General features: G+C 51.8%; 9 protein-coding genes and 3 pseudogenes. 7 read left to right on the top strand and 5 right to left on the bottom strand.

Features of this window, described 5'->3' with window-relative positions; all coding sequences use genetic code 11:
• Positions 1-149: 149 nt before the first annotated feature.
• The 3 genes and pseudogenes from AC286M_RS15990 to AC286M_RS15980 form a co-directional block, all read left to right on the top strand.
• Complete coding sequence (locus tag AC286M_RS15990) at positions 150-689, top strand: hypothetical protein (RefSeq protein WP_488205331.1); 540 nt, start codon at positions 150-152, stop codon at positions 687-689.
• 149 nt (positions 690-838) lie between these two features.
• A complete protein-coding gene (locus tag AC286M_RS15985) occupies positions 839-1,210 on the top strand; it encodes a helix-turn-helix domain-containing protein (protein WP_488202941.1) in 372 nt (123 codons plus the stop codon).
• 22 nt (positions 1,211-1,232) lie between these two features.
• A pseudogene (locus AC286M_RS15980) lies at positions 1,233-1,793 on the top strand (IS630 family transposase); the annotation flags it as partial.
• Between the two features lie 217 nt (positions 1,794-2,010).
• Here the strand turns inward: AC286M_RS15980 and pyrR are convergent.
• The 4 genes from pyrR to AC286M_RS15960 all read right to left on the bottom strand — a co-directional run bounded on the left by pyrR (position 2,011) and on the right by AC286M_RS15960 (position 5,953).
• The gene (pyrR, locus tag AC286M_RS15975; protein ID WP_488205330.1) at positions 2,011-2,556 is read right to left on the bottom strand and encodes a bifunctional pyr operon transcriptional regulator/uracil phosphoribosyltransferase PyrR; all 546 of its coding nucleotides are present in this window, start codon (positions 2,554-2,556) and stop codon (positions 2,011-2,013) included.
• A gap of 143 nt (positions 2,557-2,699) precedes the next feature.
• Positions 2,700-3,296, bottom strand: coding sequence for an HdeD family acid-resistance protein (locus AC286M_RS15970; RefSeq protein ID WP_488205329.1), 597 nt, complete (start codon positions 3,294-3,296; stop codon positions 2,700-2,702).
• 196 nt (positions 3,297-3,492) lie between these two features.
• The gene (locus AC286M_RS15965; RefSeq protein ID WP_488205328.1) at positions 3,493-4,521 is read right to left on the bottom strand and encodes a lysozyme; all 1,029 of its coding nucleotides are present in this window, start codon (positions 4,519-4,521) and stop codon (positions 3,493-3,495) included.
• A 124-nt stretch (positions 4,522-4,645) separates the two neighbouring features.
• Entirely contained in the window at positions 4,646-5,953 is a 1,308-nt protein-coding gene (locus AC286M_RS15960; RefSeq protein ID WP_488205327.1) for a hemolysin family protein, read from the bottom strand.
• A gap of 382 nt (positions 5,954-6,335) precedes the next feature.
• Between AC286M_RS15960 and mfd the strand changes: the two genes are divergently transcribed.
• From mfd to AC286M_RS15945, 3 genes and pseudogenes are all read left to right on the top strand, one after another.
• Positions 6,336-9,929, top strand: a complete 3,594-nt coding sequence (gene mfd / locus AC286M_RS15955) for a transcription-repair coupling factor (RefSeq protein WP_488205326.1) — start codon at positions 6,336-6,338, stop codon at positions 9,927-9,929.
• 248 nt (positions 9,930-10,177) lie between these two features.
• Positions 10,178-11,196, top strand: a pseudogene (locus tag AC286M_RS15950) (sensor domain-containing diguanylate cyclase).
• Between the two features lie 42 nt (positions 11,197-11,238).
• A complete protein-coding gene (locus AC286M_RS15945; protein ID WP_488205325.1) occupies positions 11,239-11,610 on the top strand; it encodes a hypothetical protein in 372 nt (123 codons plus the stop codon).
• A 79-nt stretch (positions 11,611-11,689) separates the two neighbouring features.
• Here the strand turns inward: AC286M_RS15945 and AC286M_RS15940 are convergent, their stop codons facing one another.
• On the bottom strand, positions 11,690-11,788 hold the full coding sequence (locus AC286M_RS15940; RefSeq protein ID WP_488208841.1) for a PIN domain-containing protein: 99 nt from the start codon (positions 11,786-11,788) through the stop codon (positions 11,690-11,692).
• Positions 11,789-11,863: 75 nt separating this feature from the next.
• On the opposite strand from AC286M_RS15940, the pseudogene AC286M_RS15935 reads away from it, so the two are divergent.
• Positions 11,864-12,966 (top strand): annotated as a pseudogene (locus tag AC286M_RS15935) (ISAs1 family transposase).
• The last annotated feature ends 18 nt before the right edge of the window (positions 12,967-12,984 follow it).

Raw genomic sequence — 12,984 nt, 5'->3', positions numbered from 1 at the left:
CTTGCCGCAAATCTGAAACGACAGGTTACGGCTACGGTATAGTCACCAACAGCACATGACCAATAGAGTATTTCTACCGTCCGCATGATGCGGCTCAAGAGCCAGACGTGGAATGCTGATATAGTTTGTACTTTAAATTCCCCTTGACTATGTCTTCAGCCCGTTCCTCCGCCTCTCAATCCACCGTTGCGCCGTCTAATCAGCCGGATACCAGTCGAGGGGAACCAACTGAGTACCAAACTTATATTCATCAGACCGCCTCACAGTCCGAGTTACAAATCGCTGGCATTGAGCATCCTACGGTGATTTGCTATTTCGATTGGCTGAATCAGGAAGCCTACGATCAGGCTGTCACTCTGTTCACAGAAGATGGCATACTCTACGCGCCATTTGAATCTGGCATTCAAGGCAGAGGTGCGATCGCAGATTACTTAAAAACCGAAGCCAAAGGTATGCAGCTTCAGCCCCGTGAAGGCGTGGTGCAGCCGATTGACGATAAGTCCGAAGATGAACCTGAAAATGTACCCGACGAAATCTATCAGATTTTAGTCACGGGTAAGGTGCAAACATCAGTATTTGGCGTGAACGTCCAGTGGACATTCACTTTAAACCAGGATGATCAGTTAACTGCCGTCCGGGTTAAGCTGCTGGCTTCTCCGAAGGAACTGCTCAACCTACGCAATAAGTAACGGGTGCGTCATATATCTTAAAAACCAGCTTAGGAGCGGGTTAAAGAACGCGGATCTAACAAGGCAAAATCTTTGGAGTAGGGACACGGCATTGCCATGTATAGCGGTTTGCAAAATTATGCAGTACGCTCGTTTGTACTGCTTTGGTCATGCCTATGCGTCCCCACTCCGCTGATTTACGTCACCGTATCGTCACCCTTTACGAGCAAGGTGAAGGATCCATTCGACAATTAGCCAAGCGCTTTCAAGTGAGTCAAGATAGCGTCCGTCTGCTTGTGAAACAGTATCGAGCTACCGGAAGCATCGCCCCCAAACCCTATGTCGGCGGTCCTCAACCCACGCTTCAAGCCAGTCACCATGAGGTGTTACGGGAGCTAGTAGAAGCGGATAATGATGCCACGTTGGCCCAACTGGCTGAGCGCTTAGCCGCCCGAACCGGCATCCAGGTGAGCGGTAGCACCATCAGTCGCACCCTCAGCAAACTGGGCATCACGCGAAAAAAAAAGTCTCAAGGCCAGTGAGGTCTATAGCGAAGCAAAACAGCAGCAACGCTATGACTACTGGCAAAGCATTCGGAATGTAGCCGTCGAAGATTTGGTGTTTCTTGACGAAACGGGAGTTAACTTGGCCATGGTGTTGCTGTATGCGCGCGCTCAACGAGGTCAACGGGCCTATGCCCAGCAACCGAAAGGCCGTGGCAAAAACCTCACGATCCTCGGTGCCATGAGCCTCAAGGCTGGGTTCCTTGAGGGCCTCAGCTTTACGGGTGGCACGACAGGCGATGTGTTTTTGTGGTTCATCGAAACGCTTCTCTGTCCACTCCTATGGCCGGGAGCGGTCGTGGTGATGGATAATTTGCCTGCCCATAAAGTGGACGGCGTCAGGCAAGCCATTGAGGCCGTGGGGGCACGAGTGATTTATCTGGCTCCTTATTCCCCAGATTTCAATCCGATTGAAAACCTGTGGTCAAAGTTGAAAGGGTATTTGAGAGCCGTTGAGGCACGAACTCCGCAAGCCTTGCATGAGGCGATCGCTCAGGGGCTTTCTCTGATCACCTTAGAAGATGTGCGTCACTGGTTCACCCACGGGTGCTACTGTGCTTAATCAATCTGCACACCGCTATATGTGTTTAGCGTAGCCGCATGATCCCCCGCTGTCGCCGCCCCCTTGAAAAAGGGGCTATACCACCGCCAACTCAAAGTCCCCCTTTTTAAGGGGGATTTAGGGGGATCGGTCAGAGTGTTTCGCTAAACAAGTACAATGCCGTGTCCCTACAGATGGAATGACTGACGGTGGCTATTTAAGTCATGACCACAAGCGGCTAAACGTTACCCAACTTAATCAGCTCAACTGAATCGCGGCCATCTTCGGCCTGTAGATGTACCTTGACCTGCTCGTCCTTGGAGGTAGGCAGCTCCTTACCGACAAAGTCTGCATGAATGGGCAGTGCCCGATGTCCCCGATCCACCAGAACCGCCAGCCAAATTGTCTCAGGCCGACCATATTCATTCACCGCATTCAGTGCCGCCCGAATCGTGCGACCGCTGTAGATGACATCGTCAACCAGCACGACGTTATGAGCAGAAAGGTCAAATGGAATTTTGGATTTGGCCGGAGTGCGGGCACCGATCTTATCCAGGTCATCGCGGAAGAAGGTGATGTCAATGGCTCCGATCGCAGGTCGCACTCCCTCTAGCATTTCGATCTGATCGGCCAAGCGATGGGCCAGCGGCACACCACGAGTATAGATACCAATCAGGATTAAATTCTCAACGCTGCCAGCTTTCTCTAGAATCTGCGACGCCAATCGGGTAATGGTACGACGAATTTCTTCTTCCGAGAGGATTTCAATCGGTTCGGGGGTCATGGGGTTACAGCCATCCGCTCAAACGATGCATATATCAAATCCTAAACCAGAAGACGCAATTCGCCGCTGCAGCGGCGAATTGCGTCTTCTATCAGGTGCAAGAGTTTAGATAGTTAGGTGGAAAACTCGATACATCCGGTGAATTAGGCAGAAGCGGGTGAATCGGATTCACCCGCAGGCGTGGATTCGTCTTTGCTGCTGAGAAGGTTGCGTGCTTTCAGCGAGAGTCCGACCCGAGAAATGCCTGTAAATAGAATGCTCACACCCAGCAGTGTACCCAGTAGCCAGGGCGCATTGAAGGGAAACTGGAACCAGATCATGCCACCTAAAATTAGGGTGATGATGCCGTTCGTTAGGGCCCACGTCCAGTTTTGTCGGGGGCGTAAGCGGAAGGCTAGAATCAGCTCAAACACGCCTTCGGTGAGCAAGAAGCTACCCAGCAGCAGCGTTAGCGTCAAAATTCCAGTGCGGGGATAGACAAACAGCATGAGTCCTGTAGCAATATACAGAACACCTAAGAGTGCTTTCCAAAGGGTGTTGCCTTCATCGCGAGTTTGATAGGCATAAACGAGCTTCGCCACCCCGGCTGAAATCAGAATCAACGCTAGCCAGGTTTCGACAAAGACAGTTGAAACGACGGGAAGTGCGATCGCAACTACCCCTAATACTGTTAATACAATCCCAGTCCAAAGGGCTCGGTTGCTAACTTGTTTCGGATTAACTGGAGCATCAGTTGCCATAAAAATATCTCTTTTTAACTGCATCACGCATAGGCTAGAGAATTTTCGATCAGCACTGTTAGTCCCTCAAGGCAGATTGGAACTCGTCTCTAGTTATAGATTTTGAGCTGCTTCTATCTACAATCAACTCAGAACCCAGAGCAATGCCCTGCCGCTCTGGGTTCTGAGACAAGTTACACACCTACAAAGTTGAAAACTACAAGAAAACCCTGTAATCTTCGCCCAAAAACAATGCTCGTTCAGCTCGCCGCCGCCGAGTGAGGCCAGCGAGTACGCGACCACCCCCCTTATTCCAGCGCAGGAATTCCTCTGCTGCTGCACTGTAGTTGTTTTGATTGAGCACCCGCCGCAGCGTTGAACTAGCTAATGCGCCAGCACCGACATTGTACGTAAAGGAAACCAGCGCAGAGAACTGGTCGGAATTCAGCGGTACTTGAATATTGCTCGACACGGCCTGCTCAAATTTTCTCAGATCGTCCCTTAGTAAAGCTTCGGCTTCGGCTTTGGTAATTTGCATACCGGGACGAACGCCGCGAGTCGTGCCGTAGCCAATTGTCCAAACGCCGACCGCATCCAAGTAGGCTTTCAACCTTAACCCTTCAAAGGATTTCAGCAGGTGCAACCCTTTGTCATTAATCTGTCCGGTTGACTGGAGTACGGCGGGTTGTGAAAGCTGTACGGGTCTTCCCTCCTGTAGCATCTCTACATGCAAAGCATAAACGTACCAAGTGTTGCGCCCTTGCAGGTGAATTTGCTGACCATCCCCATCTTGCCCCAGCGCTAGCTTCAGATGAGAACCATCCAGTGTGTAGCTGTTGAGCGGCATTGTCGTATTCGCTCTCACCAAATACTTTTGGCCATCTGGCAGGGCCGAGCTTTGGTCGGTGTTGAGCTTGAACCAGGTATCCGATTTGACTTTTAGCTGGAAGATACTGGGTTCATCGTCCGTAGTCGGCGGAAAAAGGTTGATTTCTTCACCATTTCGCAAAATATCAACGGCTGGCTCGTAGACAAACCAGGTATTGCGACCCTTGAAAAAGATCTGCTGTCCCTCATTGTTCTGGCCAAGCATCATGCGCAGATGATTGCCCACAAGCGAATAGGCAGCTAAGGGAAGTTCCGTGCCAGCCTCAATATATTGCCGCTGACTATCGGGCAGCGTTGCCCCCTGATCAGTCGTGAGTTTCAACCAGGTATCGAGCATAAACTTGACGGAATAAGACATGGTAGAGCACCTTCAGAGTAAAAGTATGGAAAAACTGCGGCAACACCCATTTTGCAGAGCAGTTTTAACCTAATAGTGACCAACCAAGCCTTTGAAATTAATATTCGGTCAGATTTTTACTCATCTACAGCGGCTTGCCCATGGGCATAACCAGCATCTTATCGACGCGGTTGCCGTCCATATCCATTACTTCAAACCGGAGGCCGCCCCATTCAAAATGATCGGCAGCAACCGGAATACGGCCCAAGTGAGTAATCACAAAACCGCCCAGGGTTTGATAGTTGCCCATTTCTTCCCCTGGTAAGCGGCTAAGTTGAAATAGATCCTTGAATTTTTCAATAGATACCATACCGTCAAGCAGCCAAGAGCCATCTTCTCGCTGTACGGCAGAGGTGTCATCGGACTGACCAACGGAGGGCAAATCGCCAATAATTGCTTCCAAGATGTCGTTGAGCGTGACGATGCCCTGAATCACACCGTACTCATCAACTGCGATCGCAATATGGGTATCCGACTGCTTGAACATCTCCATGATCCGCAGCGCCCGAGTGGTTTCCGGCACAAACAGCGGTTGGCGTAGAGCTGAGGTCAAATCCATCGGTTCGCCTGACATGCTGCGAGCCAGTAAATCGGTGATATGCACCACACCTAGCACGTTATCCAGCGTGTTTTGGCAAACGGGAAAGCGCGAGTGATCACTTTGGGTAATCTTGAGCCGATTCTCGTCGGCAGAGCTGTTGAGATTGAGCCAAACAATATCGGGTCGCGGCGTCATGAGCGCGCTGATCGGCTGATCGTCCAGGCGAAAGATGCGTTCCACCATATCTTGCTCAGCGGCCTCAAACATGCCCGCTTCTCGCCCTTGTTCCAGCAGCACCTTAATTTCGTCTTCCGTCACCAGCGGCTCGGTTTCTGTCGGGCCAACCCCAAACAGCTTTAAGCCCAATTCTGTAGACGCGCTGAGTAAGCGGACGGCAGGAGATGCGATCGCAGAGAGTAACTGCATCGGAATTGCGATCGCAGAGGCAATTTTCTCGGGCGCATTAAGAGCAAGCCGTTTAGGGATCAGCTCTCCAACGACGAGGGATAAATAGGTAATCAGCAGCACCACGGCCAGCAAGCTCAATGTGGCACTAAAGGGTGCGAGAGCCGGAATTTGACTAAACAGTTCGGAGAGTGACGTAGACAGCGTGGCACCACCAAAGGCACCGGCCAAAATCCCCACCAGCGTAATGCCGATTTGCACCGTCGAGAGAAAGCGATTGGGGCTATTGGCCAAATCCAGCGCGGCTTGTGCCCGCAAATCTCCTTGATTGGCCAACTGCTGGAGGCGGGTTTTACGGGCAGAGACAATGGCCATTTCGGACATGGCAAACAAGCCATTAGCCATTACCAGCAGCAAGATAACTAGAATTTCACTCGTTGTGGACATGCCTAAAGTGGCCTCGCGTCTCCAAAATAAATGAGTGGATCGTGGTGCGGAGTTAGATGTTTGGTTGAGGGGATTTTGCCGACTCAAACGAACATCATGAACCATTTGAAGAGTGCAATATTTGACTGTTAATCTCGGAACATTGTTAGAACACTTGTGGGTATACCGTAGCTTGATTGGGAGGTCATCCCCTTAAGGGAAAAATGTACACGAAAAAACAAGTCTACCCTCTCTGGCGCTGCTTCATTATTAAATCGTGATTTGGTTGCGCTTGGCTTGCCCGAACCAAGTGCTCCTGCTCGAACCGCGCTGTATGACTACAATAAGATGCATAAAGAAAGATTAAAGACACCCGTGATGGGGCTTCACACTAAAAATCCTCATGTCCTTTTCTTCAATTACTCGCGCACTCGGACGATCAAACCTAACCACTGAACTGCTGGAGAAGCTGAATCAGCAGGGTGAACTTACGCTAAACGGGATTGCTCGTTTACCGAAAGGGCTGGTCAGCTCAGCGCTCGCTCAAAACCAGACGCAACCCTTAGTCATCGTGACGGCGACGCTGGAAGAAGCGGGACGTTGGGCAGCCCAGCTCGATGCGATGGGCTGGCAGACGGTGCATTTTTATCCCACATCAGAATCGTCGCCCTACGAGCCGTTTGATACCGAGGCCGAGATGACCTGGGGGCAAATGCAGGTGCTGGCTGATTTGATGCGAAGTCGGACTGGACAGGGATCCGAGGCTCCAGTTGATCCGTCGGCGAATGGGAAAGTGAACGGTGGAAAAGGGAATGGTAAATCGGGCGGTAAGCTGGATGCACCGTTTGCCATTGTCGCGGCTGAGCGGGCGCTGCAGCCGTTATTGCCGCCCGTTGAGGTTTTTCAGGAATACTGCGTCAACGTGTGCCAAGGGGATGAGCTAAACCTCAAATCTCTGTCTCATCGCCTCGCTCGTTTGGGCTACGAGAAAGTTTCTCAGGTTGAGTTGGAAGGGCAGTGGAGCCAGCGCGGTGACATCATTGACGTGTTTCCGGTTGCGTCTGAACTGCCTGTTCGACTAGAGCTGTTTGGAGACGAGGTGGATCGGATTCGCGAGTTTGATCCCGCCAGTCAGCGATCGCTAGACAAAATCAACCAAATTACGCTGACGGCCACCAGCTTTTCACCCATTGTTTTCGATGCGCTACAGGACAAAGGACTGCTGGAGCGACTGCCCGTTTCCGACGAAGAGCAGGAGCAGTTGAGCACCGGACAGCCAATTGAGGGAATGCGGCGTTTCCTGGGGCTGGCCTTTGAGCAAACGGCCTCGCTGCTGGATTATTTGCCCGACAATACGCTGATTGCCCTGGATGAACCGGAACAGTGCCGCGCCCACAGCGATCGCTGGTTGGAACACGTTGAGGATCACTGGCTGGAAGTCAATTCCCATCTGCTTTCAAGCTCTAACGCTCAATCTAACCAAGACGCGTTCGTCAAAATTCACCGCTCCTTTGATGATTCTCTGGCCGAAATGGAGCGGTTCCAGCGGCTTAACTTATCAGAAATTGCAGAAGAAAATACTGGGCTAAATCTAGCTAGTCGCCCATTTCCGGCCATTCCGCATCAGTTTGGTAAGTTAGCTGAGACGTTACGGGAGGAGCGCGATCGCAACTTCTCGATCTGGCTGGTATCGGCTCAGCCGTCTCGCTGCGTGGCGCTGCTGCAGGAGCATGACTGTCCGGCTCAGTTTGTGCCCAATCCTAGAGATTATCCAGCGATTGACAAGCTGCAAACGCAGCATACACCCGTAGCCGTGAAATATTCGGGGCTGGCAGAGTTAGAAGGGTTTATCCTGCCCACATTCCGCTTAGTGGTTGTCACTGACCGAGAATTCTTTGGTCAGCACACGCTGGCCACGCCGAGCTATGTGCGGAAGCGGCGACGGGCAGCCTCCAAGCAGGTTGATCCGAACAAGCTGCGGCCTGGTGATTTTGTCGTGCATCGCAACCACGGCATCGGCCAGTTCATCAAGCTGGAAAGCCTAACGATTAACAATGAAACGCGGGAGTACCTGGTCTTAAAGTACGAAGACGGGCTGCTGCGGGTGGCGGCGGATCAGGTGGGGTCGCTTTCTCGCTTCCGCAGTACGGGCGGTGAGCGACCGACACTGAACAAGATGTCCGGCAAAGCCTGGGAGCGCACCAAGAGCAAAGTCCGCAAGGCGATTAAGAAAGTGGCGGTGGATCTGCTTCAGCTCTACGCGCAGCGGGCGCAGAATACGGGCTATTCCTACCCAGAAGATATGCCTTGGCAGGAAGAACTGGAGGACTCCTTCCCCTATCAGCCGACGCCGGATCAGCTTAAGTCGGTGCAGGACGTGAAGCGGGACATGGAAAGCGAGCGGCCAATGGATCGGCTAGTCTGCGGCGATGTGGGCTTTGGTAAAACGGAAGTCGCGATTCGAGCCATTTTCAAAGCGATCACTGCCGGAAAGCAAGTGGCACTGCTGGCTCCCACCACGATTTTGACCCAGCAGCACTACCACACGCTGAAGGAGCGGTTTGCGCCCTATCCGATTCAGGTTGGTTTGCTCAATCGTTTCCGGACGGCCAGTGAGCGCAAGGATATCCAGCAGCGGTTGGCGACGGGTGAGCTAGATGTGGTTGTGGGCACGCACCAGCTTCTGGGCAAAGCCGTCCAGTTCAAAGACTTGGGCTTGTTGGTGGTGGACGAAGAACAGCGGTTTGGCGTCAACCAGAAGGAAAAAATCAAGGCGATGAAGACCCAGGTGGACGTGCTGACGCTCAGCGCCACACCGATTCCTCGGACGCTCTATATGGCGCTGTCTGGGGTGCGAGAAATGAGCCTGATCACCACGCCGCCGCCCTCCCGCCGACCCATTAAAACTCACCTCTCCCCCTACGATCCGGAAACGGTGCGCTCGGCGATTCGCCAAGAACTGGATCGAGGTGGCCAGGTGTTTTACGTCGTGCCCCGCGTCGAGGGCATTGAAGAAATCTCTGCGCGGCTGCGGGAAATGGTGCCCAGTGCGCGACTTGCGATCGCACATGGTCAAATGCACGAAGGTGAACTGGAAGCAACAATGCTGGCCTTCAGCACGGGCGAGGCCGATATTCTGGTCTGTACGACGATTATTGAATCGGGTCTTGACATTCCCCGTGTGAACACGATTTTGATTGAAGACGCTCAGCGGTTTGGTTTGGCTCAGCTCTACCAGCTGCGGGGTCGCGTCGGGCGGGCGGGCATTCAAGCCCATGCCTGGTTGTTGTATCCCAGGCAGAGTTCGCTGACCGATAAGGCACGGAAGCGGCTGCGGGCAATTCAGGAATTTACCCAGCTCGGTTCCGGCTATCAGTTGGCCATGCGCGATATGGAAATTCGCGGCGTGGGTAATCTACTCGGTGCCGAACAGTCCGGCCAAATGGAGGCGATTGGCTTTGACCTCTATATGGAAATGCTAGAGGAATCACTGGCCGAAATTCGCGGTCAGGAAATTCCCCAGGTGGACGAGACTCAAATCGACCTCAACTTCACGGCCTTTATTCCTGCCGACTACATCCCGGATCTGGATCAGAAGATGAGCGCCTATCGTGCGATCGCATCTGCCCAGTCGAAGAAGGAACTCACCGAAATTGCTGCCGACTGGAACGATCGCTATGGCCCAATCCCAACAGCAGCCAGTCAGCTCATCCGAATTATGGAGCTGAAGCAGGTAGCACGCAAGCTGGGTTTCTCACGGATTGCGCCCGAAGGCAAGCAGCACGTGGCCCTGGAAACGCCAATGGAAGAACCCGCATGGAACCTGCTGAAGGAAAATCTGCCCGCTCACCTGCATTCTCGGTTTGTCTATTCTCCGGGCAAGGTAACGGTGCGCGGCTTGGGTTCGCTCAAACCTGATCAGCAGCTTGACAACCTGGTGGATTGGCTGAGCCGCATGCAGGGTGCGCTGCCGGAACCTGCCCTGGCTGAGAAATGAACCCATTCATGCCCAGGTTGCAATACCATTTCTGCAAGTTGTCTTGATATCGCTGCAGTCAACTCTGTAGGGGACACGGACATTTTGTGGCACGGCTAAGCCGTGCCACAAAATGTCATAACCAATATGACTATCGCTAAGCTTGAGGTGATCTGTTCCTGATCTTTGATGTGATCTGTGTCAGTTTTCGGTGGTTTGGGCACCCTGATTTTATATTCCCTTAAGATCTGCCTTCGACCTGCCTTGGAATGTCTAAGGGTAGGGAGACTCTACTCCCCCAATCCAAAGCAAGAAAAACTACTGACATGGAAGCACCCAAACATCCAGAACAAGAAGTCGAACGCCTCGATACACTCAAGGCGCTACATTTACTGGATACTGATCCAGAAGAACGTTTTGATCGGCTCACTCGTATAGCCAAACGTTTGTTTGGTGTCCCCATTGCTTTGGTAAGCCTTATTGACTTTAATCGGCAATGGTTTAAATCCAACCAGGGATTATCTGCTCAAGAAACCCCAAGGGATATCTCGTTCTGTGGTCACGCCATTTTGGGCAACGATGTCTTTGTCGTACCTGACACGCTATTAGACAAACGGTTTCATGATAATCCGTTAGTTGTCAATGATCCGAAAATTCGCTTCTATGCAGGTGTGCCGCTACAAGTGCCAAACGGCAGCAAGCTCGGTACGCTGTGTTTAATTGATCGCGATCCACGATCAATGAACCAAGATGATTTGGACTTACTCCGCGATTTGGGACACATGGCCGAGCGCGAACTAGCCGCCGTTCAGCTTGCAACGCTAGATGATTTAACGCTGATCTCCAATCGGCGTGGGCTGATGGCGCTCGGTTCACATACGCTGAATCTCTGTACGCGTCTCCAGAAAAAGGCTATTTTACTGCTGTTTGATCTGAATCGCTTTAAAGCAATTAACGACCGATATGGTCATGCCGAAGGCGATCGCGCACTCGTTGCGTTTGCCCAACTTCTCAAAGATACATTTCGCGAGTCCGATGTGATTGCAGACTGGGTGGAGACGAATTTGTGGTGTTGCTCAGCCAGGCTGACGTGACTGAAGCGGAACAGATTTTAAAGCGCCTCACGCAAGCCTGCGATGACCACAATCGTCAAGCATCTCGCGGCTACCAGTTGTTATACAGTGTGGGTCTAGCTGAGTTTGATTGTGAGCGATCGCAGTCTATCGATGACCTATTACAATTAGCTGATCAGCGCATGTATGTAAACAAGAAAAGCCGCTGTTCCTAATGCGATCGCACTCTGCCTTGATTCTCTATTACCGTTACGTATATGAGTAAAAGCGGTTGGAATATCTGGACGATATTAGGTATTCTCACGATCCTGACGACTGTTTTATTTTTGGCCGGAGTGCCGGAGCGCCTAGCAGTTTTGCCACCGGATCAGCATCCCAAACTTATTATTGGTGTTGCTATTTTCACCTGTCTGTTGATTGCGATCGCACTGGCCTGTTTGGTGCCGAGGAGTCGTCCATTTACGCTGCGAATTTTGGGCGCAATTGGGCTAGCAGGAAGCGTGTTTATTTTGATAGATGGTTTTCAACAGCGCAATTTTGCTCAGTTCCCGATTACGCTTCTGTTCTGGTTGCCCGGTTCGATTTATTTACTCCTCAAGGGCAAGATGAACAGTGAATCTTCTGAATAATCAATCGATTTCGCCTACGTCACGCAGGATGATTTCAACTAAGCTGGTGCGAATATAGATGCCGTTAGCTCGCAACTGTTCAATGAACTGTCACTTCTTCCCAAACGGCTGGCGGGAGGTAAACCTGCAGATATAGTTGCGGCAAGAGTTCTAGCTGTTCAATGATGGCTAATGCGATGAGAGGGCAGGGCTATTTCATTCTAAACAAGTAGCCTAATATGGGATCGAAGCTGACGCTCATCTACAGGTTCAGATGACTCAACTTGCGATTGTAGAAGCCTTTGTCGACTTACCCGATACCCGCCGTCGAGCCGGACAACGACATAGCCAAGCCTTATGTTTAGCCCTATTCACCTTGGCCGTTGCGGCAGGGAATCGGGGATTTCTGGCGATCGGGGATTGGCTCAAGGCGTATCACGATGAATTAGTGGCGTTGTTTTCGCCTCCTCAAGACCGTTTACCCTCCTACAGCACCATTCGACGAACGCTCTTGCGGGTGGATTATCACGAGTATGCCGCCTGTTTATCTCGGTTTTTCGGCGTTCATCCTCAGCCTGGAGAAACGATTGCGACTGATGGCAAAGTTGTGCGGGGGTCTTATGAAGCGCTCAGCGATGACCCACAGGTCGAGTCGCATCCAGCAATTCTGCTGGTCAGCGCTTACATTGTGGAACGAGGACTCATCCTGGAGCCCTATGAGGTGGAGTCCAAAACCAATGAAATCACAGCCTTGCCCATCTTCATTGAACAATTGGCGCTCAATGGAGTGGTGTTTGCCTTTGATGCGATCAGTACTCAAAAAAAACGGCTGAGGTGATTCTCAGCAGTGGCAACCATTATCTGGGGGCACTCAAAGGCAACCAATCTGGGCTGCTCCAGGCCGTAACGACTCATTTTCAGGCGCAGCAAACCGTCCAACAGCTCAACAAAGGGCATGGTCGCATTGAAAAACGAACGATCAGCATGAGTCACATCCTGGATAACATGCCCGAGTTTCCGGGATTGCAGACGCTGATTCGAGTTCAATCCGAGCGCCAGGTGCATCGAGCCGACATCGTTGAGGTGTCTCACGACACCCGTTACTACGTGGCTTCCTTTTGTGAGAGTGTCCAAGCCTTTGCTCAACGCATCCGAGGCTATTGGGGCGTAGAAAACAAGGTGCATTATGTCCGAGATGTGACTCAAGGGGAAGATGCCTCCCGCATTCGAACCCCTCCTCTGGTGCAAAATTGGGCACTGGCCCGTAATTTTGCGCTGAACTTATATCGCAATCATGGCTTTGAGAATATGGCTCAAGCTCAACGCCGGGCTGGATTTGGACTTAGCACTCTCAAGTCTCTATTTAGAATGCAATAGCCCTGGATGAGAGGGCCG

It is taken from the genome of Thainema salinarum CENA647, assembly GCF_057732415.1.
The sequence above is the reverse complement of the archived record's forward strand: the minus strand, read 5'-3'. Positions and strand labels throughout refer to the sequence as shown.